The following is a 23,917-nucleotide window of genomic DNA, read 5'->3' on the forward strand; positions in this document are numbered from 1 at the left end:
ATCAGGTCGGTCACCGGCTGGGAGAGGACCCGTGGTGCTGCCCTCCTCCGCGGCGGCCGGCCGGGTCGGTCCGGTTCGTCAGTCCTTGTACTTCGGCTTCGGCGGGCGCGCGTCGCCGCCCAGGCCGGCGGCGAGCCACCGGTCGTAGGACTGCTTCCAGCCGTCCTCGCGGTAGTCCTCCAGGACGTCGTTCACGCGCCGCACGAGGTCGTCGGCGCCCTTCATCATCGCCACGCCGTAGTACTCCCTCGTGAACGGCTTGCCCTTCAGCTCGACCGTCGGGTCCTGTGCCGCCTGGCCCGCGGCGAGCGCGCCGTCGGTGAGCACCGCGTCCACCTCGCCGAGCTGGAGCCGGACCAGACAGTCGAGTTGGTTCGGCACCGTGGTCCTGATATCGGCACCGAAGTCCTCCTTCTCAAGGGCCTCCAGCGCGATCGAGCCCTCCGCCGAGCACACCCGCTTGCCGCGGAGGGACGTGTCGTAGCCGGTGATGTCCGAGGATCTGGGGGCGAGGATCTGCTGGCCGGTCTCGAAGTAGGCGGTGGAGAAGGCGACCTGGTCGACGCGCTCGCAGTTGATCGTCATCGTGCGGACGACCATGTCGACCTGGCCGTTCTGGATGGCCGAGATGCGCTGGCTGGTGGGGATCGCCCGGAACACCACGGCGTTCCGGTCGCCGAGCAGGCGTTCGGCGATCTCGCGCGCGAGGTCGATGTCGAAGCCTTCGAGCCGGCCGCGCTCCTTGTTGGGGTCGCGGTACCCCCAGCGGTAGCTGTTCTGGTCCACGCCGACGACGAGCTTTCTGACCTTCCGCTTCTTGATGGCTTCGAGGACGGGGCCGTCCTCGGGGGAGGGCCGCAGGCTCGCCTCGGGCGTCCTGCACTCCTTCTCGACGCGCGTGGGCGCGGCCTGCGCCATCCGCCGCACGTCCTGCGAGCCGCCCGCGGCCGCCGTGCCGCCGCCGTCGCTCAGCCGGGGCAGGACCAGCACGAGGGCGGTGGCGAGCAGACAGGCGAGCGCCATGGTGGCCACGCCTCCCCAGCCGCGCAGCCGCGCCACGCCCCCGCGCGGGGGCGCCCCGGCGCCGTCCTCCCGTGCCCGTGCCCGTGCCTCGCGTCGTGCACGCATCGTCCCCATGCCTCCCTTCACCGCGTCACCTGCGTCACCCGTGCCCTGCGCACCATGTGCGCCATGCGCGCCTTGCGCGACATGTACGTCATCCGAGCCGGCCGCGTCACCCGCGGCACCCGTACCACCTGCGACTTCCACGTCACCCATGTCGCCCGTATCACCCGCGACATCCGTGTCGCCCGCGTCACCCGTGTCACCCGCGCCCCGGTCACCGGTACTCCGAGAGCCTGCGGCCGATGCCGAGGACGGCGGCGACCGCGCCGAGCACCGCGAGGATCGCGGCGCCCACGGGCAGGCCCGCCATCGCGCCCTTGCCGTCCTCGGCGGCCCGCTGGAACTCCCGCTGCTCGTGCGCGAGCGCGGCGTCTAGGGCCGCGTCCACGGTGTCGAAGGACTCGCCGGTCGACGTGGTGTTCTTGGCCGTGGGGGAGCCGATGACCTTGTCGAGCGCGCCCTCGTAGTCCCCGGCGTCGTCGCTCGCCCGGGCCGACTTGTGCCGCGCCTTCCACTCGGTCACGCTGTCCGCCGCCGTCTGGACCGGGTCCCGGCCCTTGTCGTCGTCGGCGAGGCGCGAGGCCCGGGACAGCAGCCCGGAGTCCCCGGCCAGCTTCCGCATCTGGTCCTGGTAGGCCATGTCGAACTTGTCCCCGACCCCGCGGTCCGTGGTGACCGTCTCGGCGCCCCGGCTGACCAGGGTCAGGTTCTCGTTGCCCCGGGCCTTGAGGGAGTTGACGCGGGCGTCGTTGAGGACGTGCAGGGACCGTACGCCGTCGTCGTACGACTGGCCGAGCCCGGCGCGGGCGACGGTGTGGCCCACGAGCAGCCACAGCAGGGCGACGGCGGTGGCCGTGGTGGCGGCGACCAGGCCCGGGTTGAACACCCGGTTCGTACGGCGGTAGTTGCGCCGCTGGGCCCACGCCAGGGCGGCAAGGGCGAGCACGCCGAGGGCGATCGCGGCCCACGGGTAGGGTTCGGCGTCGTCGTAGTCGTCGTCCAGGCGCTCGTTCTCGGCCTGGTAGAGCTTCTCCGCGGCCGGGAGCATGCGGGTCTGCATGGTGTCGTTCGCGTACCGCAGGTAGGCGCCGCCGAGCGGCAGGCCCTGGCGGTTGTTGGCGCGGGCCCGCTCGATCAGGGACGTGTACTGGGGCAGCAGCTTGTTCAGCTCGCTGATCGCGGCGGCCGAGGAGCCGGTGCCGCCCGAGCCCGCGTTGGAGGCGGCCGTGGCCAGCTTCTCGCTGGCCCGCTCGATGTCGGCGCGGTAGCGCTCGCGGACCTTCGGGGGCTCCTGGCCGCCGCCCAGGAAGCCGGTGGACGCCGCGGTGTTGGCGTCCGCGAGCGAGCGGTAGATCGCGGCGGCGTCCGCGCTCAGGGGCTGGCTGCGGTGCAGGACGCGGTCCGCGGCGTCGGCGCGGGACGTCGTCTCCCAGGTGGTGACCGTGCCGAACGCGAGGACCAGGGCGGCCAGGACCGCGCCGATGACGCGGAGCCTGCCGGGCTCGGTGGTGGCCGCCCTGCGCAGCTGGTCGACGCCTTCGGACCAGGCGCTCTGCCGGGCGGGCGCCTTGGGCGGTGCCTCTGGTGCTGCGGGCGGGTGTGTCACCTCGGCCTCGACCTCCCCCTCGGTCAGCGGACGTGGCGCCGTCTCCCGGCCCTGGGCCCGGGGCGGGGAAGCGGTGCTCGGCCGCAAGTATCGCCGCCGGGGCGGGGTTCCGCACGGGGCTTGACCCGATCTTGCGCGGATGGTGGACGGGCCGGGCATAGGGGAACACGCGTCGGAACAGTGTTCGGTTCCCTGCGGGAGCCCCCATGCCCGCCCCTTTCCCGAAACCAGGGGGCTCCGCCCCCTGGACCCCCTTTTTCGGCGCTCCGCGCCTCGTCCTCAAACGCCGGACGGGCTGAATTTCCCCGGCCCTGCCCGCCGTGCCGGGGCATCAAGGACCGACAACGGCGGTGCAAGCCGCTAGGTCGGGGCCGGGTGGGCCGCTGGGGTTGTACGGGTGGGCGGGTGGGAGAGATTCGCCGCGGAGCGGCGGTGACGGTCAGACGACGGCGGTGGTGCAAGCCGCTAGGCCGGGGCCGGGGCGGGGCGCCGGGGCTGTACGGGTGGGTGGGTGGGAAGAGCCCCGGTGGGAGGGTCAGGCCGGGGTGTAGTGGGTGCGGAGCCGGGCGTGTACCTGGGGCGGGGCCCCGAGGTGGTCGAGGCCCAGGAGGGCCGCGCCCAGGACCGGCCGCTCGCTCACCACGCGGGGCACCGCCTTGGGCGCCCGCTCCGCGAGCCGTACGCGGACCCCCGTGTCGAGCCGGGGATGGCGCGCCGCAAGGACACCCCCGCCGAGCAGCACGGGCGCGGCCTCCTCCAGGAGGCCGAGGCGTCCCAGCGCCACCACGGCCATGGTGACGACCTCCTCCGCCATGCGGTCCACCAGCTCCCGGGCGATCGCGTCGCCCCCCGCCGCGGTGGCGAACAGCACCGGCGTCAGCTCGTGCTGGCGCGAGGCCGCGATGCGGCCCAGGTGCAGCGCCTCGATGAGCGCGTACATGGAGTCGAGCCCGAAGTGCGCGGGCAGCGTCCGCATCAGGGCGGTGGGCCCCCCGCGCCCGTCCTCGGCGCGGGCGGCGTGCCACAGCGCCTCCTGGGCGAGCCCGCCGCCCCCGCCCCAGTCCCCGGAGATCTTGCCGATGGCGGGGAAGCGCGCGGTGCGGCCGTCGGGCAGCATGCCCGCGCAGTTGACCCCGGCGCCGCACACCACGGCGACGCCGCGCGGCTCCGCGTCCTCCAGGAGGCCGGCCCGCAGCACGGCGAAGGTGTCGTTGCGCACGGCCACGCCCGCGCCCCACCCCCGGCGGCGCAGGGCGGCGGCCAACTGCTCCTCCTCGACGGGCAGGTCGGCGTTGGCCAGGCAGGCGGAGACGTGGTCGACGGACGGCGTCCCGGCCTCGGCCAGCGCCCGGTCGACCGCCTCGGCGAGGACGTCGACCGCCGGCTCCACGCCCACCCGCGGCGGCTGGAACCCGCCGCCGCGGGCCGCGCCGACGACCGTGCCGTCGGCCGCGACCACCGCGACGTCGGTCTTGCTGTTGCCCGCGTCGATGGCGAGCACGGTGCCCCGTGCGGTCCTCAGGCCCACGCGAGGTGCTCCCGGTTGTGGGCGAGCAGCTTGTCCGTGAGCTGGTCGGCGTAGGCGTACTGGCCGATCAGCGGGTGCGCGAGCAGGGCCCGGAAGACGCGCTCGCGCCCCCCGTGCAGCGCGGCGGCCAGCGCCAGGTCCTCGTACGCCGTGACGCTCGCGATCAGCCCGGCGAAGAGCGGGTCGAGGGCGGGCACGGCCAGCGGGGCGGCGCCGTCCCGGCCCACCGCCGCCTGCACCTCGATCACCGCGTCGTCGGGGAGGAAGGGCAGCGTGCCGTTGTTGTACGTGTTGACCACCTGGTACGGGCTGCCGCCACCGCCGAGCAGCGACGCGGCGAGGTCCACGGCGGCCTCGCTGTAGAAGGCCCCGCCCCGCTTGGCCAGCAGCTCCGGCTTCTCGTCCAGGGACGGGTCGCCGTACATCTCGAGCAGCCGTTTCTCCATGGCGGCGACCTCGGCGGCGCGGGACGGCTTCGTGGCGAGCTCCCGGACGACCTCGTCGTGCTGGTAGTAGTAGCGCAGGTAGTAGGAGGGGACGACGCCGAGGCGGTCCACGAGGGAGCGCGGCATGCGCAGGTCGTCCGCGACGGCGTCGCCGTGGTCGGCGAGCAGCTTCGGCAGGACGTTCTCGCCGTCGGGCCCGCCGAGGCGCACGCCCAGCTCCCAGGTGAGGTGGTTGAGGCCCACGTGGTCCAGGTGCACCTGGGCCGGGTCGGCGTCCAGGTGGGCGGCGAACTTCCGCTGGAAGCCGATGGCGACGTTGCACAGGCCGACGGCCTTGTGCCCGGCGTGGAGCAGGGCGCGGGTGACGATGCCGACGGGGTTGGTGAAGTCGATGATCCAGGCGTCCGGGTTGGCGCGGCGGACGCGTTCGGCGATGTCCAGGACGACCGGGACCGTGCGCAGCGCCTTCGCCAGGCCGCCCGCCCCCGTCGTCTCCTGGCCGACGCAGCCGCACTCCAGCGGCCACGTCTCGTCCTGCTGCCGGGCCGCCTGCCCGCCGACGCGGAGCTGGAGCAGCACCGCGTCGGCGCCGGCGACGCCCGCGTCCACGTCACCGGTGGTGACGATCCGGCCGGGGTGGCCCTGCTTGGCGAAGATGCGGCGGGCGAGGCCGCCGACCAGCTCCAGGCGGTCGGCCGCCGGGTCGACGAGGACCAGCTCCTCGATGGGCAGCGTGTCCCTCAACCGGGCGAAACCGTCGATGAGTTCGGGTGTGTAGGTCGAGCCTCCGCCGACCACTGCGAGCTTCACTGCTGAATCAGCCCTTTACTCCGGTGAGGGTGACGCCTTCGACGAAGGCCTTCTGTGCGAAGAAGAAGATGACGATGACCGGAGCCATGACCAGCAGCGTCGCCGCCATGGTCACGTTCCAGTTCACCATGTGGGCGCTCTTGAAGGACTCCAGGCCGTAGGAGAGGGTCCAGGAGCCCGGGTCCTGCGCCGCGTAGATCTGCGGTCCGAAGTAGTCGTTCCAGCAGTAGAAGAACTGGAACAGCGCGATCGCCGCGATGCCGGGCTTGGCCATCGGTACGACGATCTTCAGCAGGGTCCGCAGCTCGCCGCAGCCGTCGACGCGCGCCGACTCCAGGTACTCCTGGGGGATGGTGAGGAGGAACTGCCGCAGCAGGAAGATCGAGTACGCGTCGCCGAACGCCATCGGGATGATCAGCGGCCACAGGGTGCCCGACAGGTGGAACTGCTGCGCCCACACCAGGTACATCGGGATCACGATGACCTGCGGCGGCAGCATCATCGTGGAGATGACGAGGAGCATCGCGGTGCGCCGGCCGCGGAAGCGGAACTTGGCGAGCGCGTACGCGACGGGGATCGCCGAGCACACGGTGAACAGCGTGCCGAGCCCCGCGTACAGCAGCGAGTTGCGCCACCAGGTGAGGAACCCGTCGGTCTCGAAGACGGTCCTGTAGTTCTCCCAGTGCCAGGAGCTGGGCCACAGGTCGCCGCTCATGGCCTGCGCGTCGCTCATCACGGACGTCAGGAAGACGAACACGAACGGCAGGACGAACAGCAGGGCCACGGCGATCGCGACGCTGTGCACCGCGATCCAGTGCAGGACGCGCTTGCGGCGGGCGCGGGCGGCGGCGGGACCGCGCTCCTTGACGGGGGCGGCGGCCGGCGTGGACGCGGGCGCGCCGAGGGTCGTGGATGTCATCGTCGATCAGTCCTCCGCCGCGAGCAGGCCCGAGCGCTTGCGCATGAGCAGCAGGGTCGCGGCCATGGCGATGGCGAAGAGCACGAGCGAGAGCACGCACGCCGCACCGGTGTTGAAGTTCTGGAAGCCCATCGAGTAGACGAGCTGGGGGACCGTGAGGGTCGAGTGGTCGGGGTAGCCGGGCTGGATCACCGAGCCGGGCCCGATGGAGACCCCGGAGGCGACCTTTCCGGCGACCAGCGCCTGCGTGTAGTACTGCATGGTCTGGACGACGCCGGTGACCACGGCGAACATCACGATCGGCGTGATCGACGGCCAGGTGACGTAGCGGAACTTCGCCCAGGCGCCCGCGCCGTCCAGGTCGGCGGCCTCGTACTGCTCCTTGGGGACGTCGAGCAGCGCCGCCATGAAGATCACCATCAGGTCGCCGATGCCCCACAGGGCGAGCATCACGAGCGACGGCTTGGCCCAGTCGGGGTCGTTGAACCAGGCGGGCGCGTCGATGCCGACCCTGCCGAGGATCTCGTTGACGGGTCCGGTGCCCGGGTTGAGCAGGAACACGAAGGCGACCGTGGCCGCCACCGGCGGGGCGAGGTAGGGGAGGTAGAAGGCGGTGCGGAACAACCCGACGCCGCTCTTGAGCTTCGTCACGAGCAGCCCGAGCGAGAGCCCGAAGACCACGCGCACCGCCACCATCACGACGACCAGCCACAGGGTGTTCCACAGGGCCGGGCCGAACAGCGGCATCTGCTCGAACACGTACCGCCAGTTCTTGAGCCCGACGAAGGTGGGCTCCTTGATCTGGTTGTAGTGCATGAACGAGAAGTAGACGGTGGCGATCAGCGGGTACGCGAAGAAGACGCTGAAGCCGATCAGCCAGGGGGAGAGGAAGCCCAGCACGCGCAGTCTGCGGCGCGCGGGCCTGGAGAGGGTCAGGGCCATGGCGGGGCGCTCCTCAGTTCTCGGCCTGGAGGTTGTCGGCGTCGATCTGTTCGTCGAGCTCGCGCAGGCCCTTGCGCAGGTCCTTCTCGTGCCCGGCCTCGACGGAGTAGGAGAAGTCCTGGAGCGAGACGATGTACGCGCCGCCGTTGGTGGAGGGCGGCATCGCCCGGCTGTGCTTGTTCTCCAGGATGCGGAAGAACGTGCGGAAGCGCGGGTCGGCGTCCAGGCGGGGCGACTTGAGGGCCGCGTAGGTGGACGGGACGTTGTGGATGGCGTTGGCGAAGGCGACGACCTGGTCGGTGTCGGCGGTCAGGAACCGGACCAGCTCCCAGGCCGCGTTCTGGTGCCTGCTGCTGTGCGCGATGCCCGCGACCGTGCCGGTGACGAAGCCCCGGCCGTAGGTGTCCGCCTGGTCGTCCGGCACCGGCAGCGGCGCCACGCCCCAGTCGAACCTCGCCTTGGCGTCCTTCAGCATCAGGCCGCGCCACTCGCCGTCCAGGTGCATGGCGAGCTTCCCGGTGAGGAAGGCGTTCTGGCTGGACATCTCGTCGCCGAAGGTGGCGCGGAACTTCTCCAGGTCCGCGTAGCCGCCCTGGGCGTCGATCAGCTCGTTGGTGGTCCTGAAGTAGTCGTACGTCTTGGGGTCGTCGGCGAGCCGCGACTTGCCGTCGGCGTCGAAGTAGCGGGGGCCCCACTGCGCGAACAGCCGGTCCGGACTGTTCTGGTACAGGCGGAAGTTGGGCATGAAGCCGACCCGCTTGTACGAGTCCTTGCCGCTGCGCACGGTGAGCTTCGCGGCGGCCTTCCTGAACTCCGACATGGTGCGCGGCGGGCGCGCGATGCCCGCCTCGTCGAAGGCGTCCTTGTTGTAGTACATGCCGAACGCGTCCGCGAGGAGCGGGAGCGCGCACTGGGTGCCTTCGTAACTCGTGTAGTCGAGCAGGGTCTTGGGGAACGTCTTCTTCTTGTCGAGCCCGGTCTTCCGCATGAACGGATCGAGGTCGACCCACATGCCGGAGTCGCAGTACTGGCCGACGTTGTTGGTGGTGAAGGAGATCACGACGTCGGGGCTCTCGCCGCCGCCGGCCCTGAGGGCCTGGTTGATGGTGGCGTCGGTGACGTTCTCGGTGGCCTGCACCGTGATGTTGGGGTGCAGCTTCTCGAACCGGTCGATGCTCTCATTGATCGCCTCGACCTCGCCGGGCGCGGACCAGCCGTGCCAGAACTTCAGCGTCACGGGCTTGGTCGGGTCGTCGTCGGCGCTGCCGGTGCTCGGGTTGGCGCAGCCGGACAGGAGCAGCCCGGCGGCGGCGAGCGCGACCGGCACGCGTGCGCGTATGCGCCATCGCGGCATGGCGGACTTCCTTTGCGGGAGGGGGCGGGGAGGGGGAGGGGGCGGAGGGGAGGAAGTGCGGAGGTGCGGCCCCCGTTGGTGCGGGGGGTGCGGAGGCGCAGGGATGCGGGGATGCGCAGGGGCGGGGGTGCGGGGTTTCGGCGGGGCTCAGGCCGTGTCGAAGACGGTGTCCCGGGCCTGGGTGAGGGCCGTGCGCAGGGCGCCGGTGAGGATGGGGTCGCCGTCCAGTTCGCTGATGCGCAGCAGCGGGCACGGCAGGGCCAGGCCGGTCAGCTCCCGCGTCACGCGCAGGCGCAGTTCCTCGCCGCCCGCCTGGGCCACCTGGCCGGACAGGACGACGAGCTCGGGGTCGACGACCGCCACGACCGCGGCGAGGGCGGTGGCGATGTGCTGGGCCAGCTCGTCGCGCACGGCGGCGTCGGCGAGGGCGTCGGGCAGCTCCTTGCCGCCCGCGCGCTCGCGGACCACCGAGCCGGAGACGAGGCTCTCGAACCCGCCCCGATACGAGCCGGGCGTGCCCTCGGGGCCGCGCAGCAGCGGGGCGCCCGGCACCGGCATGTAGCCGATCTCGCCCGCGCCGCCGGTCGCGCCGCGCAGCAGGGTGCCGCCGAGCACGATGGCGGCGCCCACGCCCTCGTCGAGCCAGGCGAGCACGAAGTCGTCGTGGTCCTGGGCGGCGCCCTCGTACTGCTCGGCGATGGCGGCGAGGTTGACGTCGTTCTCGATGGTGACCGGGGTGCCGAGGACCTCGGCCAGCTCGGCGCGCAGGGTGCGCGAGTGCCAGCCGGGCAGGTGCGGGGCGTAGCGCAGGCGCCCGTCGTGCGGGTCGATGGCGCCGGGGGTGCCGATGACGGTGGCGCGCAGGTCCTCGTGGCCGAGCCCGGCCTGCGCGAGGGCGCCGTCCACGGCCTCGACGACGAGCTGGGCGGTGCGGTGGCGCACGTCCTCGGCGACGGCGTCGGCCTCCACCCGGAAGCGGCCCACCTCGCGCCCGGTGATGTCGGCGACCAGGGCGGTGAGGCCGTTCGGGTCGGCGGAGAGCGCGGCGACGCTCCCGACGGCGGGGTCGATCTCGTACAGGACGGCGTTCGGGCCGGGGCGTCCGCTCTGGCGGCCGGTGGTGCGGACCAGGCCCGCGCTCTCCAGGCGGCTGAGCAGCTGCGAGGTGGTGGGCTTGGACAGGCCGGTGAGCTCGCCGATGCGGGTGCGGGTGAGCGGCCCGTGGGCGGCGAGCAGGTCGAGCGCGGCGCGGTCGTTCATGGCGCGGAGCACGCGAGGCGTGCCCGGCACGCCGGGCGACCCCGTGGAGGGGGTGGTTCCAGCCATCGCTGACGACACCTGCCTTTCGGCGGCCCGCCTCCCGCACGTCACTGTTAGGAAGGCTTCCTATTGGTTGCGAGGAACGTAAGCCGCCGTGAAGGAACCGTCAAGAGTGGGCGGCGCGGGGGCAACCAAGTCGTTATCTGCGGTGAGGCGCGCGGTGGTGCGCACAGGCGAAGGGGGCGCCCGGCAGATGCCGGGCGCCCCCTTGGGGCGTGCGTGGAGGGTGTCCGAAAACGCTCCTACTTCGACAGGTTCGGCGGCGGCGGGGGTATCGGGGACGCCGTCAGCGACTGCGGGGACGTCGCCGAGGCGAACGCGGAGGGTGCCGCCATGCCCGCCGTCGGGTCCGGGGCGGCCGCGTCCTCCTGCTGCGGCAGCGGGACGCCGCCCACGATGCGGATGCCCTCCGCGTCGAAGGCCCGCTTGATCCGCCAGCGCAGCTCCCGCTCCACGCCGAGCGACTTGCCCGGCATCGTCTTCGCCGCGACCCGCACCACCATCTGGTCGAGCAGCACGCTGTCCAGGCCGAGCACCTCGAGCGGGCCCCAGAGCTGCTCGTTCCAGGGCTCCTCCTTGGCGATGCGCTCGCCGACCTCGCCGAGCACCCGCTTGACCTTGTCCAGGTCCTCGTCCGAGCGCACCGTCACGTCGACCCCTGCCGTGGACCAGCCCTGGGAGAGGTTGCCGATGCGCTTGACCTCGCCGTTGCGCACGTACCAGATCTCGCCGTCGTCGCCGCGCAGCTTGGTGACGCGCAGGCCGACCTCGATGACCTCGCCGGAGGCCACGCCCGCGTCGATGGAGTCACCGACGCCGTACTGGTCCTCCAGGATCATGAACACGCCGGACAGGAAGTCGGTGACCAGGTTGCGCGCGCCGAAGCCGATCGCGACGCCGGCCACACCGGCGGAGGCGAGCAGCGGCGCAAGGTTGATCTCGAAGGCGCTCAGCACCATCAGCGCGGCCGTCCCCAGGATCAGGAACGACGCCACCGAGCGCAGCACCGACCCGATGGCCTGCGAGCGCTGCCTGCGCCGCTCCACGTTGACCAGGAGCCCGCCGAGCGGCGTGCCGTCCACGGCCTGCGCCGTGCGGTTCATCCGGTCGATGAACTTGGTGATGGTGCGCCGTACGACCGCTCTGAGCACCATCGCGATCACGACGATCAGCAGGATGCGCAGCCCGATGGCGAGCCACGTCGACCAGTTCTCCTCCACCCAGCTCGCGGCGTTCTCAGCGCTCTGGTGGGCGTCGTCGAGGGTGACGGGTTTCGGTGTCCTCGTCGGGTCCGGGTCCGTCCCGGCGGCCGAGAGCACGGACAGGAACACGGCGGATACCTCCAGGCATAGCGGTCTGCGCCGAAGACGCTCGGGCAGACCCACCACACTAACGGGGCATTGTGTGGGGATCGTTGTCATGTTCGAAGAGGGCCGGACGATCAACCGGTGACCAGCGGCTGCTCCCCCCTGGGGAGAGGTGCCACCCCTGGGGTGTGGTCGAAAACACGTCAAGGCCGTTACGGGGACATGGTGGCGCTTCGACCAGGCATGAGGGGAAACTGGACCGCAGATCGTCCCGGCGCGAGCCACGCGCCGCCGGCGTACAAGGAGGCATCCGTGCCGCATGTCCTGGTCCTCAACGCGTCGTACGAGCCCCTCGGCGTCGTACCGCTCCGCCGCGCGCTCGTCCTCGTCCTGGAGAACAAGGCACTCTGCCTCGAGGAGTCCGGCGCCTTCCTGCACAGCGCGACCCGCACCGTCCCCGCTCCCAGCGTGGTCCGGCTCAAGCGGTTCGTGAGGGTTCCCTACCGGGGGCCCGTTCCACTGACCCGCCGTGCGCTGTTCGCCCGTGACGGCGGCCGGTGCATGTACTGCGGTGGCGTCGCAACCAGCGTCGACCACGTCATTCCCCGCAGCCGCGGGGGCCGGCACGCCTGGGACAACGTGGTGGCGTCCTGCCGCCGCTGCAACCACGTGAAGGCCGACCGGCACCTGATGGAGCTCGGCTGGCGCCTGCGCCACAAGCCCGCCCCGCCCACCGGGCTCGCCTGGCGCATCATCGGCACCGGGCACCGGGATCCGCGCTGGCTGCCGTACCTGCAGCCGTTCGGCGCGGACGACGCGATGGCCCGGATCGACGGCATCTCCGCCTAGGGGGCCGGTCCGGGCCTTTGTCGTACGGCGTGCCGTCCCGCGGCGCGCCGTACCGCCGGGCCGGTGCGGCGGCCCCGCTCCGCCGTCCCTCCTCTCCTCCCGTCCGGGCCCCGGCCGCCCGTCAGCCCGCCGTCCCCTGGCCGGCCACCACGGCGTAGGCCTCCACGGACCACAGCGAGTAGCCGAACCGGGTCGCCCGCCGGTCGCCCTGGACCCGGACGAAGCGGGTGCCCGGGGCGTCCATGCGCACCGACTCGCGCCCGCCGCGCCCGTGGCGGACGGTGGCGGCCGTGCGCCAGGTCCGGCCGTCGGCCGAGGTCTGGATCCGGTAGGCGGCGGCGTACGCCTCCTGCCAGCGCAGCACCACCTGCCCCAGGCGCACCGGCTCGGCCAGGTCGAGCTGCCACCAGGCGCCGTCCCGCGCGGGTGAGGACCAGCGGGTCGCCGCGTCGCCGTCGACGGCGGCCGACGCGGGGAAGTCCTCGGTCTCGTCGCCCGACGAGGACGCCACCCTGCCGCGCGCCAGGTCCGGGCCGCCCGTGCGCGGCCAGGCCCGCACCGTCACCGTCCGCTCCTCGCCCGCCAAGGACACCGGGACCTCGTACGTGCCCGCGCGCGTGCCCTCCGGGACGGTGAGGTCGAGCGGCACCGTCACCTCCGTGCCGCGCGGCAGCACCGCCACCTCCGGGACCCGCGCCTCGACGCCCCGGGGCGGCCGCGCGCCGAGCCCGCCGCGCACGTCGCCGGGGCGCCGGGAGAGCAGCTTCGCCGTCACCCGCTGCGGGCCGCCGCCGATCTCCGCGTCCACCTCGGCCCGGGCCAGGGCGAGCCGTGCGGCGGGCGCGTCGGCGAACCAGGGCGCGAGGTGCCGGACCGTTCCACCGGACGCGCCGACCCGCAGCGCGTCGACGCGGGGGGCGCCCCGCGGGCCGGGCCGTGCCTCCGTGAAGCCCGACGGGGACAGCGCGGCCAGGCGGCGCCAGCCCTCACCGGGCACGTGCGCCTCCACCGCGCCGCGCGTGCCCGGGTCGGTGAGGACCGTCACGGCGGCCAGCGGCCGGGCCCGCCCCCAGCGGGTGTCCGCGCCCTCGGCGGCGTGCTCGCCGTCCAGGCCCGCCCACGTCCCGTACGCCCGCTCGGCGCGCGCGAGGAAGGGGTCGAGCACGCCCTGGCCGACCGTCACGCCGCCCCCGCGCAGCGCGGCGCGGACGGCGCGCAGCGACCGTGCCGCGCGCCACGCGGCGGCGCCGTCGCCGCGGGCCGCCGCGCCCAGCATGTCGACGGCCGCCTCGCCCGCCTCGCCGTGGCGCGCCAACTGGGCGATCCAGGGGGCGAGTTCGCGCGCGACGTCCGTCCCCGCGAGGTGCGCGGGCGCCGTACGCAGCACGCCGAACGCCGAGCGCAGCTCCCGCGCCGCGGCCTCGGCCCGGGCGGGGTCGCCCGCCGCCCGGGCCGCCCAGAAGGCCCTCAGCAGGGGCCGCAGGTACGCCGACTCCTGTGCGCCGAGCACGGACGAGGCGCTGTTCCCGGCGAGCGCCCGCAGCGCGCGGCGGGCCCGCGCGTCGCCGCCCGCCAGGTCGTCGATCGCCGCGGACCAGGACTCCTGCGGGCGGTAGCCCCGGGGGTTCCAGGCGTAGTCGGCGGCCGTGAACAGCGCGACGCGGGACGCGGCCGGCTGCTCCATCGCGGTACCGAGCAGCGCCGCCGAGCCCTGCGCGACAGCGGGCTCGCGGCCGGTGTAAGGGCCGAGGAAGACGCGGTCCCGCGCGAAGTCGTTCACCGGGTAGTTGTCCATCGTGACGAGCGGATGCGCGCCGAACGCCTCGCGCGCGCCCGCCAGTTCGCGCCCGGTGATGGTGCGCGGCACCACGCCGACGCCCGTCCACGCCACTTGCACCCCGGGATCGAGGCGGCGGGCCAGCGCCGCGCGGTACGCGGTCGCGCCGTCCTGGAAGTACTCCGTCGGCATCAGGGACAGCGGCGGCGCCCCGGGGTGCCGGTCGGCCAGGTGCCGGGACACGGCGTTCGCGACCCGGGCCTGCGCCCGCGCCGCCGCGCCGGGGCCCGAGCCGAAGGTGTCCGCGTCCGCGCCGCAGTGCCACTCGCTGTAGCTCACGTCCTGGAACTGGAGCTGGAACGCCCGGAAGCCCAGCGCCCACATGGCCTCGACCTTGCGGACGAGGTCCCGCACGTCCCGCTCGGAGGACAGGCACATGCCCTGGCCGGGGGCCACCGCCCAGGCGAGCGTCACGTGGTTGCGCGCGGCGCGCTCGGCGAGCGCCCGGAACTCCGCGCGCTGCGCCGCCGGGTACGGCTCGCGCCACCGGGCCTGGCGGTACAGGTCGTCCCCGGGGGCGTACAGGTAGCGGTTCTGCTTGGTGCGGCCCAGGAAGTCGAGCTGGGCCAGGCGCTCCTCGCGGGTCCACGGGGTGCCGTAGAAGCCCTCCGTCAGGCCGCGCACCGGGGCCGCGGGCCAGTCCCGGACGCGGACGCCGGGGATCAGCCGGGTCGCGGGGTCGGCCAGTTGCCGCAGCGTCTGCGCCGCGTGGAAGAGGCCGTCGGGCCCGACGCCGTCCAGGGCCACCGTGTCGCGGCCCGCGGCCTTGCCCACCGCCAGGCGGTAGCCGCCCGACGGCAGATCGGCGCGCGGTGGCGCGCCGAGCGCGCGGAGGGCGTCGTCCGCGCCGGGGCCCCCGGCGCGGACGAGCAGGTGCGCGCCGGGGGGCGGGGGCGCGTGCGGGCGGACCTCGGTGATCCGCCGCGCTCCCGCCCGGCGCAGCAGCTCCCGCAGCGCCTCGACGGTGTGCGGGTCGGCGCCGTCCGCCTCCAGCACCACCGCGTCGCCCACGGTGACCGGGCCCGCGGCGGAGCGCTCCAGGCTGTGCGGGCGCGGCCACACCTGGGGCGTCGCGGCGCCGCTGCGCTGGTCGTCCGGGGTGCCGGCCAGGGGGCCGTCCGGGGTGGGTGGGGTGGCGTGGGCGGGTTCCGTGGCGCCCGGGGTGAGGGTGCCCGCGAGGAGGGCCGCCGCGAGGGCGGCCGCGCTCCTTCCCCGGCGCAGAGGCATGGCGCCCCCTTCGTTACTGTCGTCGCACGCGCGGTTACGTAGCGCTCCGAGCCCACCATTGGGGCGGGGGAGGTGTCAACGCCACGGGGCGGGCCCTGCCGGGGGCTCCCCAGTCCCGCCCCTTCCCGTAACCAGGGGGCTCCGCCCCCTGGACCCCCGAAATCGCGCTGCGCGCTCGTCCTCAAACGCCGGACGGGCTGAAAGATCTCAAGCGCGGCCACGGCGGAGACGTTCAGCGCGGCCACGGCTGAAGATCTCAGCCGCGCTCGGCGGAAAGTTCCAGCCCGTCCGGCGTTTGAGGACGAGGCCGAAGGCCGATCAAGCGGGGTGCCAGGGGCGGCAGCCCATGGTTTCGGGAAAGGGGCGGGACTGGGGCGCCCCCCGCGAGGCCCCCGGGCTGTGACCAGCGCCACGTTCGCCTACCGTTTACGGGTGCGGCCCCGCGCAGTGGGTATGCCCCCGGGAACCGGAAACCGCGAAATCCCACGCCCAACCGCGCCCACCCGCGAAACAAGGAGCGTTCCGTGCCCCCTTCGGCGAATCTTCTCCCGCCCGGCTTCCCCCGCGACGTCTCGCACCCCGACTCCGGCCTCGACGGCTCCTGCTCCTGCGGCTGCCTGGAGCCGCCGCTCACCAGCGAGCCCCCGCTGCCGGACGCCGCACCGCTCACCAGTGAGCCGCCGCTGACCGACGCCGCGCCGCTGACCAGCGAGCCGACCTCCACGGGCGCGGCCGCGGGCCTGGACCCGGCCGTCGTCTAGGGGGCCGCGTGACCCTGGCCCGCCTCGCCGACCTGTACGGCGTGGCCACGTCCTACTCGCCGTCGCCGGGCCGCACGGTCCCGGCCTCCGACGACGCGGTCGTCGCAGCCCTGGCCGCGCTCGACGTCGACGCGAGCACCCCCGACGCGGTCCGCGACGCGCTGGCCGCCCGCGAACGCGCCCTGGCCGAGCGGCTGTTGCCGCCGACGGTGGTCCTCTGGCAGGGCGACGGGGCCGAGGGCGCGGCCGCAGCCGAGGAGCGCCGGGGCCCCTTCGCGGACCTACCGCCCCGCACCCGGATCGACCTGCGCACCGAGCGGCGCGAGACCCTCACCTGGCACGCCCCTGAGCCGCCCCCGCCCCTGCCCCTGGGCGCGCACCGGCTGCGCGCCACCACCCCGGAGGGCGCCACCGCCGAGGCGCACCTGGTGGTCGCCCCGCGCCGCGCGCCGGGGCCGCGGGGCCGGTCGTACGGGTTCCTGGTGCAGCTCTACTCCCTCCTCAGCGGCCGCTCCTGGGGGATGGGCGACCTCGGCGACCTGGCGGAGCTGGCGACCTGGGCGGGGCGCGCGGTGGGGGCCGGGTTCATCCAGGTCAACCCGTTGCACGCGGCGGTGCCCGCGCCCCCGGGCGGCAGCAGCGACCCGTCCCCGTACCGGCCGTCGTCGCGGCGCTTCCCCGACCCCGTGCACCTCCGCGTGGAGGCCGTACCGGAGTCCGCGTACCTGCGGGGCGCCGACCGGGAGCGGGCGGGCGAGATCGCCGGGCGGGCCGACGCGCTGCGCCGCTCCGTCCTGGCGGAGGACGCGCTGATCGACCGGGACGCCGTGTGGGAGCTGAAGGCGGCGGCCCTGGAAGCGGTCGCCCGGCTGCCGCTCGGGCCCGGCCGCCGCGCCGCGTACAGCGCCTTCCTCGCCGAGCACGGCGAGGCCCTGGAGGCGCACGCCACCTGGTACGCCCTCGCCGAGCGGCACGGACCGGACTGGCGCGCCTGGCCCGCGCCCCTGCGCGACCCGGCGAGCCGCGAGACGGCCCGCGCCCGCACCGAGCTGATGGACCGCGTCGACCTGTACGAGCGCCTCGCCTGGTACGTGGACGAGCAGCTGGCCACCGCCCAGCGGGCCGCGCGGGACGCCGGCATGGACATCGGCCTGGTGCACGACCTGGCCGTCGGCGTGCACCCGCACGGCGCCGACTCCTGGGCGCAGCAGCGGTACTTCGCGGCGCGCATGTCGGCGGGCGCGCCCCCGGACGCGTTCAACGCGCACGGCCAGGACTGGGGCCTGCCCCCGTGGCGGCCCGACCGGCTCGCCGCGTCCGGGTACGCGCCCTTCCGCGACCTGCTGCGCGCCACGCTGCGGCACGCGGGCGCCGTGCGCATCGACCACGTGATGGGCCTGTTCCGGCTGTGGTGGGTGCCGGAGGGCCGCCGCCCCACCGAAGGGACGTACGTCCGGTACGACGCCGAGGCGATGCTCGCCGTCCTCGTCCTGGAGGCCCACCGCGCCGGGGCCCTCGTGATCGGCGAGGACCTCGGCACGGTCGAGCCGGGCGTACGGGAGGCGCTGCGCGAGCGCGGGATCCTCGGCACGTCCGTGCTGTGGTTCGAACGCGACTGGCACGGGGCGGCTTCCGGGCCGGGCGCGGAGGCGGAGGGCGGCGCGGAGGCGCAGGAGGGCGCCGAGGGGGAAGAGGGAGAAGAGGGAGAAGAGGAAGAAGAGGGAGCAGCGGGCACCGGGGCGCGGGACGGGGGGCCGTTGCCGCCCGAGGCGTGGCGGGCGGACTGCCTGGCCACCGCCACCACCCACGACCTGCCGTCCACGGCGGCGCGCGTCACCGGCGAGCACGTCCGGCTCCGCCACGAGCTCGGCCTGCTGACCCGCCCCCTGGCCGCCGAGCGCGCCGAGGCCGACGCCGACGTCCGCGAGTGGCTGGCGCTGATCTCCCGGCTCGGGCTGCTCCCGGGCGGCGCGGGCAGGGAGGAGGACGAGGTCCGCGCGGTGCACCGGTTCCTGCTCGCGACCCCGGCCCGGCTGGTCGGCATCTGGCTGCCGGACACGGTCGGCGACCGCCGCCCGCAGAACGTGCCGGGCACCTGGGACCAGTACCCCAACTGGCGGCTGCCCGTCGCCGACGCGAAGGGCCGCCCGGTGTCCCTGGAGGAACTCACGGCGTCGCCGCGGCTGCACGCGCTGCTCGATGTCTTCCGGTCCTGCCGGGCCGGGCGCACCACCGATCGGGGCGGTGCCGCCGCCCCCTGATGGCACCCCGGGCGCGCGGCCCGGGGAGCCGTTCGCTACGTTGGCATCGTGGACAAGAAGAATGCCCTGCGCGCCGGAGCCCTCGCCTCCGGAACGACGCTGATGATGCTGCTCATGTCGTCCCCCGCGTTCGCGCTCACCCGGGACGACGGCGACGACCCGGCGCCCAAGCTGAGCGTGGCGGAGACCCTCGGTCTGTACGTCGCGGCGCCGATCGTCCTCTTCCTGGTGATCGCGGGCCTGGTCATGGTGGGTGACAAGTCCCGCAAGCAGCAGAAGCAGGGCTGAACCGCCCGCTGCTGACAACACCGAGGGCGCCCCTCGGCGACGTACACGGTGAGACCTCGTCAGACGTCTCCCGGTGTGTACGCCGCCGAGGGGCGCCCTCGCGTGCGTGTGCGCCCGTAGAACGTTCAGTTCAGCTTCAAGGAACGCTCGAAAAGATTCGATGGACCTGAGCGGTGGGCCGGTGCGACGGTGGTCCGGCGAACGGCGCACCCACCGCCCGTCGGCGGGCAGAGAGGCAGGGGACACCCGTGGCGACCGCCCTGGACCGGACCACCGAGACGACCACCGGAGGCCCGGACCGCGCCCGGGGCGGCCCCGCCCGGCGCGGACGCGGCCCCGGAACCGGTAGCGGAATCGCCCCCAGGACCGGCACCGGAATCGCCTCCAGGGCCGGCACCGGGACCGGCACCGGCACCGGAATCGGCAGCGGTCCCGCGGCCGGTCTCGGCGCCGGGCTCGGGCTCGCGCTGCTCGCGACCGTCGTCTGGTCGGGCAGCTTCGTCACGTCCCGGGCCCTCGCCGACAGCGTGCCGCCCGTGCAGCACGCGTTCTGGCGCTGGATCATCGCCATCGCGGCGGTCGCGCCCTTCGCGGCGCGCGAGACCTGGCGCCGGCGGGCGCTGCTGCGCCGCCACCTGCCCTACCTCCTGGGCGCCTCCCTGCTCGGCGTCACCGTCTACAACACCCTCGTGAACCAGGCGGGCGTGACCACCACCGCGGGCAACATGGGCATGATCATGGCCGCGTCACCGGTGCTGATGGCGGTGTACGAACGCCTCGGCGGGACCCGGCTCGGCGCGCGCCGCGCCACGGGCATGGCGGTCGCCGTTGCCGGGGTGCTGCTCCTGGTCGGCGAGGGCTCGTTCGCGCTCGACTTCGCGGCGGGCGACCTGTGGATCATCGGCGGTGCGGTCGCCTTCGGCTCGTACAGCGCGCTGCTGCGGCGCAGGCCCCCGGAGATCGGCGGCCTGCCCTTCCTCTTCGCGACGTTCGTGCTCGGCGCGCTGATGCTGCTGCCCGCGTACGCCGCCAGCCTCGCGCTCCAGGGCGGGTTCAGCCCCACGCCCGGCACGGTGGCGCCGCTCCTCTACGTGGGGGTGGTCTCCTCGGCGGTGGCCTTCTTCGCCTGGAACAAGGCGATCGCCCTGATCGGCGCGGCCCGCGCCGGAGCCGTCTACCACCTCCAGCCGGTGTGCGTGGCCCTGCTGTCCTTCGCCCTGCTCGGTGAGGGAATGGGGTGGCTCCAGGCGGCCTGCATGGGCCTCATCCTCGGGGGTGTGGTCCTCGGCTCGGCGGCCGGACGGCGGTAGGCGCCCGCGCCGCCAGGGGTGGGGCGGGCCCCCGGGTACGTTGGCGCCATGAGCGAGTGGGACATCAAGAAGCTGCGGATCCTGCGGGCGTTGCGGGACCTCGGCACGGTGACCGCGGCGGCGGGATCGCTGAACATGACGCCGTCGGCGGTGTCCCAGCAGCTGTCCAACCTCGCCCGGCAGCTCGGCGTGGAACTGCTCGAGGCGCACGGGCGGCGGGTGCGGCTGACCGGCGCGGCGCACCTCGTGCTGCGGCACGCGGAGGCGGTGTTCGCGCAACTGGAGCGCGCCGACGCGGAGTTGGCGGCGTACGCGCAGGGGGAGGCGGGGGAGGTGCGGGTCGGGGCCTTCTCCACGGCGGTGCCCGCGCTCGTGGTGCCCGCGGTGCGGGCCCTGCGGGAGACGCACCCGGGGGTGTTCGTGCGGGTGCGGGAGGCGGAGGCCGCGCAGGCGTACGAGCTGCTGGCCGCGGGCGAGGTGGACCTGGCGCTGTCGCTGGCGGCGCGGGCCCCGGCCGGGGGCGACCCTCGTTTCACCCGGGTCACGCTGCTCGCGGACCCGCTGGACGTCGCCCTGCCCCAGGGGCATCCGCTGGCCCGGGAGCGGGGGCTGCGCCTGGCCGACCTCGCCGACGAGCCGTGGATCTTCGGGGGGTCGGGGCCCTGGTCGGACATCACGCTGGCCGCGTGCGAGGCGGCGGGGTTCGTGCCCGAGCGGGCGCACAGTGCCGCCGGGTGGACGGCGATCCTGGCGATGGTGGAGGCGGGGATGGGGGTGGCGCTGGTGCCGCGGATGGCCTCCGGCGGGGGGCGGGGCGGGGTGGTGACGCGCGGCCTGGACGCGGACCGCCCCCACCGCCACGTGGTCGCCGCGACCCGCCGCGGCACGGGCCCCGCGGTGACCCACGTCCTCACGGCCCTGCGCGGCGCGGCGACGCCCCACCCGTGACGGCAGAAGGCCGGGCCGGCAAAGCCGGGTGGTCATGGGCGGGGTTTCCCACCCACCCGCGGGCCCGGACAGCGGACAGCGGACGGGCCGGGCGGGTGAAGCTGGCTGGTCATGGGCGGGGTTTCCCACCCACCCGCGGGCCCGGACAGCGGACAGCGGACGGGCCGGGCGGGCGAAGCTGGCTGGTCATGGGCGGGGTTTCCCACCCACCCGCGGGCCCGGACAGCGGACAGCGGACGGGCCGGGCGGGTGAAGCTGGCTGGTCATGGGCGGGGTTTCCCACCCACCCGCGGGCCCGGACAGCGGACAGCGGACGGGCCGGGCGGGCGAAGCTGGCTGGTCATGGGCGGGGTTTCCCACCCACCCGCAGGCCCGGACAGCGGACAGCGGCCAGCGAAAAGGTCAGGCTGGCGAAGCCGGCTGGTCATGGGCGGGTGGGTGGGAAACCCCGCCGCGGCAGCGGCGGAACGGCCCACCCACCCGCAGGGTGGCGACGAGACGGTCAGCCCCGGTCGGCCGCCTGCGCCCGCAGGGCGCGTTCGACCCCGGCACGGGCCTCGGTGATCAGCCGCCGAAGAGCCGGCGTCGGCGCAGCCGACGCGAGCCACGCGTCGGTGGCCTCCAGCGTCTCCGCGGACACCTGCACCGCCGGGTACAGCCCCACCGCCACCTGCTGCGCCATCTCGTGCGACCGCGACTCCCACACGTCCTTCACCGCGGCGAAGTACTTCTCGGTGTAGGGCGCGAGCAGCTCCCGCTGCTCGGTCTGGACGAAGCCCGAGATGACCGCCTCCTGCACGGCGTTGGGCAGCTTGTCGGACTCCACGACCGACGCCCACGCCTCGGCCTTGGCCTCGGGGGTCGGCCGCGCGGCCCGCGCGGCGGCCGCGTGCCGCTCGCCCGCCGCCGTCCGGTCGCGCTCGTACTCGGCGGCGATCTCCGCCTCGTCGTAGCGGCCGACCGCCGCGAGGCGCCCGACGAGCGCCCAGCGCAGCTCCGTGTCGACGGCCAGGCCCTCGATGGTCCGGGTGCCCTCCAGCAGGGCCTCCAGGAGGTCGAGCTGCTCCGGCGTGCGGGCCGCCGCCGCGAACGCCCGCGCCCAGGCGAGCTGGTGGTCGCTGCCCGGCTCGGCCGTGCGCAGGTGGGCCAGCGTGGCCTCGGACCACTGCGCCAGGAGCGCGTCCCGGCGGGCCGGGTCGGCGTACAGGTCGAGGGCGAGCTTCACCTGGCGGTGCAGGGACTGCACGACGCCGATGTCGGACTCCTTGGCGATGCCGGACAGCACGAGCGACAGGTACTCCCGCGTCGGCAGCTCCGCGTCGCGGGTCATGTCCCACGCCGACGCCCAGCACAGCGCCCGCGGCAGCGACGCCTCGAAGTCGCCCAGGTGCGCGGTGACGAAGGCCAGGGACTCGGCGTCCAGGCGGACCTTCGCGTACGACAGGTCGTCGTCGTTGAGCAGGATCACCGCGGGCCGGGCCCGGCCCACCAGCGCCTCGACGGCCGTGAGTTCGCCGTCGACGTCCAGCTCGACCCGGTCGGTGCGCACCAGCCTGCCGGTGGCGGCGTCGAGGTCGTACAGGCCGATCGCGATGCGGTGCGGCCGCAGCGTCGGCTCACCCGTGGCGCCGGCGGGCAGCGCGGGGGCCTCCTGCTTCACGGCGAAGGACGTGATGACGCCGGCCGCGTCGACGTCCACCACCGGGCGCAGCACGTTGATGCCCGCGGTCCGCAGCCACTTCTCCGCCCAGGTGCCCAGGTCGCGGCCGCTGGTCTCCTCCAGCGCGCCGAGCAGGTCGCTCAGGCGCGTGTTGCCGAAGGCGTGCCGCTTGAAGTAGGCCTGCACCCCGCTGAAGAAGGCGTCCATGCCGACGTACGCCACGAGCTGCTTGAGCACGCTCGCGCCCTTGGCGTAGGTGATGCCGTCGAAGTTGACGAGCACGTCGTCCAGGTCGCGGATGTCCGCCATGATCGGGTGCGTGGACGGGAGCTGGTCCTGCCGGTACGCCCAGGTCTTCATGGAGTTGGCGAACGTCGTCCAGGAGTGCGGCCAGCGCGAGCCGGGCGCGTACGCCTGGCAGGCGATGGAGGTGTAGGTGGCGAACGACTCGTTCAGCCACAGGTCGTTCCACCACTCCATCGTCACCAGGTCGCCGAACCACATGTGGGCCAGCTCGTGCAGGATGGTCTCGGCGCGCATCTCGTACGCCGCGTCCGTCACCTTCGACCGGAAGACGTACTGGTCGCGGATGGTCACCGCGCCCGCGTTCTCCATCGCGCCCGCGTTGAACTCCGGCACGAAGAGCTGGTCGTACTTCTCGAAGGGGTACGCGTAGTCGAACTTCTCCTGGAACCAGTCGAAGCCCTGCCGCGTCACCTCGAAGATCGCGTCGGCGTCCAGGTACTCGGCGAGCGAGGGACGGCAGTAGATGCCGAGCGGCACGCTCTGCCCGTCCTTCTCGTACGAGGAGTGCACCGCGTGGTACGGGCCGACGATCAGGGCGGTGACGTACGTGGAGATCCGGGGCGTCGGCGCGAAGACCCAGGTGTCGTCGGTGGGCTCCGGCGTGGGCGAGTTGGAGATCACCGTCCAGCCGCTCGGCGCCTTCACGGTGAACTGGAACGTCGCCTTCAGGTCCGGCTGCTCGAACGAGGCGAAGACGCGGCGCGCGTCCGGCACCTCGAACTGCGTGTACAGGTACGCCTGCTGGTCCACCGGGTCGACGAAGCGGTGCAGGCCCTCGCCGCTGTTGGTGTACTCGCAGTCGGCGACGACCCGCAGCTCGTTGCGCCCCTCGCGCAGGTGCCGCAGGGCGATGCGCGAGTCGCGGAAGACGGCGGCGACCTCCAGCGCGTGGCCGTTGAGGACCACCTCGTGGACGGCGGGGGCGACCAGGTCGACGAACGTCTCGGCGTTCGCCTCGGCGCTGTCGAAGCGCACGGTGGTCACCGACCGGAACGTGCCGCCCTCCTGCGCTCCGGAGAGGTCGAGATCGATCTCGTACGAGTCAACGGTGAGCAGCTTCGCCCGCTGCTGTGCCTCTTCGCGGGTCAGGTTGGTGCCGGGCACGCGTCATCT

General features: G+C 74.2%; 17 protein-coding genes. 6 read left to right on the forward strand and 11 right to left on the reverse strand.

Annotation, left to right across the window (positions count from 1 at the left end; all coding sequences use genetic code 11):
- Positions 1 to 78: 78 nt before the first annotated feature.
- The 9 genes from QK440_RS08565 to QK440_RS08605 all read right to left on the reverse strand — a co-directional run bounded on the left by QK440_RS08565 (position 79) and on the right by QK440_RS08605 (position 11,381).
- Entirely contained in the window at positions 79 to 1,128 is a 1,050-nt protein-coding gene (locus tag QK440_RS08565) for a glutamate ABC transporter substrate-binding protein (protein WP_282792395.1), read from the reverse strand.
- Positions 1,129 to 1,339: 211 nt separating this feature from the next.
- The gene (locus QK440_RS08570) at positions 1,340 to 2,731 is read right to left on the reverse strand and encodes a hypothetical protein (RefSeq protein WP_282792396.1); all 1,392 of its coding nucleotides are present in this window, start codon (positions 2,729 to 2,731) and stop codon (positions 1,340 to 1,342) included.
- A 535-nt stretch (positions 2,732 to 3,266) separates the two neighbouring features.
- Positions 3,267 to 4,259: a BadF/BadG/BcrA/BcrD ATPase family protein gene (locus tag QK440_RS08575; protein WP_282792397.1), complete on the reverse strand. Its 993-nt coding sequence runs from the start codon at positions 4,257 to 4,259 to the stop codon at positions 3,267 to 3,269.
- Positions 4,250 to 5,515 (reverse strand): 6-phospho-beta-glucosidase, encoded by a 1,266-nt coding sequence (locus QK440_RS08580; RefSeq protein ID WP_282792398.1) that lies wholly within the window; start codon positions 5,513 to 5,515, stop codon positions 4,250 to 4,252. The genes QK440_RS08575 and QK440_RS08580 overlap by 10 nt, the downstream gene beginning before the upstream one ends.
- Before the next feature lie 7 nt (positions 5,516 to 5,522).
- A complete protein-coding gene (locus tag QK440_RS08585) occupies positions 5,523 to 6,434 on the reverse strand; it encodes a carbohydrate ABC transporter permease (RefSeq protein WP_282792399.1) in 912 nt (303 codons plus the stop codon).
- A gap of 6 nt (positions 6,435 to 6,440) precedes the next feature.
- Positions 6,441 to 7,376, reverse strand: a complete 936-nt coding sequence (locus QK440_RS08590; protein ID WP_282792400.1) for a sugar ABC transporter permease — start codon at positions 7,374 to 7,376, stop codon at positions 6,441 to 6,443.
- Positions 7,377 to 7,389: 13 nt separating this feature from the next.
- Positions 7,390 to 8,730 carry an ABC transporter substrate-binding protein gene (locus tag QK440_RS08595; protein ID WP_282792401.1) on the reverse strand — a complete coding sequence of 447 codons (1,341 nt, stop codon included), beginning with the start codon at positions 8,728 to 8,730 and terminating at the stop codon, positions 7,390 to 7,392.
- Between the two features lie 147 nt (positions 8,731 to 8,877).
- Positions 8,878 to 10,056, reverse strand: a complete 1,179-nt coding sequence (locus QK440_RS08600) for an ROK family transcriptional regulator (protein ID WP_282792402.1) — start codon at positions 10,054 to 10,056, stop codon at positions 8,878 to 8,880.
- Positions 10,057 to 10,292: 236 nt separating this feature from the next.
- Positions 10,293 to 11,381, reverse strand: coding sequence for a mechanosensitive ion channel family protein (locus QK440_RS08605; RefSeq protein WP_282792403.1), 1,089 nt, complete (start codon positions 11,379 to 11,381; stop codon positions 10,293 to 10,295).
- A gap of 288 nt (positions 11,382 to 11,669) precedes the next feature.
- Between QK440_RS08605 and QK440_RS08610 the strand changes: the two genes are divergently transcribed.
- Positions 11,670 to 12,206, forward strand: coding sequence for an HNH endonuclease (locus QK440_RS08610; RefSeq protein WP_282792404.1), 537 nt, complete (start codon positions 11,670 to 11,672; stop codon positions 12,204 to 12,206).
- Between the two features lie 121 nt (positions 12,207 to 12,327).
- Here QK440_RS08610 and QK440_RS08615 read toward each other — a convergent pair whose 3' ends face one another.
- A complete protein-coding gene (locus tag QK440_RS08615) occupies positions 12,328 to 15,270 on the reverse strand; it encodes a beta-N-acetylglucosaminidase domain-containing protein (protein ID WP_282792405.1) in 2,943 nt (980 codons plus the stop codon).
- Between the two features lie 524 nt (positions 15,271 to 15,794).
- Between QK440_RS08615 and QK440_RS08620 the strand changes: the two genes are divergently transcribed.
- The 5 genes from QK440_RS08620 (at position 15,795) to QK440_RS08640 (ending at position 20,838) form a co-directional block, all read left to right on the forward strand.
- Complete coding sequence (locus QK440_RS08620) at positions 15,795 to 16,031, forward strand: hypothetical protein (RefSeq protein ID WP_190137370.1); 237 nt, start codon at positions 15,795 to 15,797, stop codon at positions 16,029 to 16,031.
- Positions 16,032 to 16,039: 8 nt separating this feature from the next.
- A complete protein-coding gene (malQ, locus tag QK440_RS08625) occupies positions 16,040 to 18,292 on the forward strand; it encodes a 4-alpha-glucanotransferase (RefSeq protein ID WP_282792406.1) in 2,253 nt (750 codons plus the stop codon).
- Between the two features lie 48 nt (positions 18,293 to 18,340).
- Positions 18,341 to 18,580, forward strand: coding sequence for a hypothetical protein (locus QK440_RS08630; protein ID WP_190137368.1), 240 nt, complete (start codon positions 18,341 to 18,343; stop codon positions 18,578 to 18,580).
- A gap of 419 nt (positions 18,581 to 18,999) precedes the next feature.
- On the forward strand, positions 19,000 to 19,890 hold the full coding sequence (locus QK440_RS08635) for a DMT family transporter (protein WP_282792430.1): 891 nt from the start codon (positions 19,000 to 19,002) through the stop codon (positions 19,888 to 19,890).
- A 48-nt stretch (positions 19,891 to 19,938) separates the two neighbouring features.
- Positions 19,939 to 20,838: a LysR family transcriptional regulator gene (locus tag QK440_RS08640; protein WP_282792407.1), complete on the forward strand. Its 900-nt coding sequence runs from the start codon at positions 19,939 to 19,941 to the stop codon at positions 20,836 to 20,838.
- A 502-nt stretch (positions 20,839 to 21,340) separates the two neighbouring features.
- Here the strand turns inward: QK440_RS08640 and pepN are convergent.
- Positions 21,341 to 23,908, reverse strand: coding sequence for an aminopeptidase N (gene pepN, locus QK440_RS08645; RefSeq protein WP_282792408.1), 2,568 nt, complete (start codon positions 23,906 to 23,908; stop codon positions 21,341 to 21,343).
- Between the last annotated feature and the right edge of the window lie 9 nt (positions 23,909 to 23,917).

The organism is Streptomyces sp. CC224B, assembly GCF_030010595.1.
In the GTDB taxonomy this organism is placed as follows: Bacteria; Actinomycetota; Actinomycetes; order Streptomycetales; family Streptomycetaceae; genus Streptomyces; species Streptomyces longispororuber.

Coding starts and splice junctions, on each gene's coding strand:
- QK440_RS08565 (WP_282792395.1), bottom strand. CDS start 1,128: ATGCGTGCACGACGCGAGGCACGGGCACGGGCACGGGAGGACGGCGCC.
- QK440_RS08585 (WP_282792399.1), bottom strand. CDS start 6,434: ATGACATCCACGACCCTCGGCGCGCCCGCGTCCACGCCGGCCGCCGCC.
- QK440_RS08590 (WP_282792400.1), bottom strand. CDS start 7,376: ATGGCCCTGACCCTCTCCAGGCCCGCGCGCCGCAGACTGCGCGTGCTG.
- QK440_RS08595 (WP_282792401.1), bottom strand. CDS start 8,730: ATGCCGCGATGGCGCATACGCGCACGCGTGCCGGTCGCGCTCGCCGCC.
- QK440_RS08600 (WP_282792402.1), bottom strand. CDS start 10,056: ATGGCTGGAACCACCCCCTCCACGGGGTCGCCCGGCGTGCCGGGCACG.
- QK440_RS08615 (WP_282792405.1), bottom strand. CDS start 15,270: ATGCCTCTGCGCCGGGGAAGGAGCGCGGCCGCCCTCGCGGCGGCCCTC.
- QK440_RS08640 (WP_282792407.1), top strand. CDS start 19,939: ATGAGCGAGTGGGACATCAAGAAGCTGCGGATCCTGCGGGCGTTGCGG.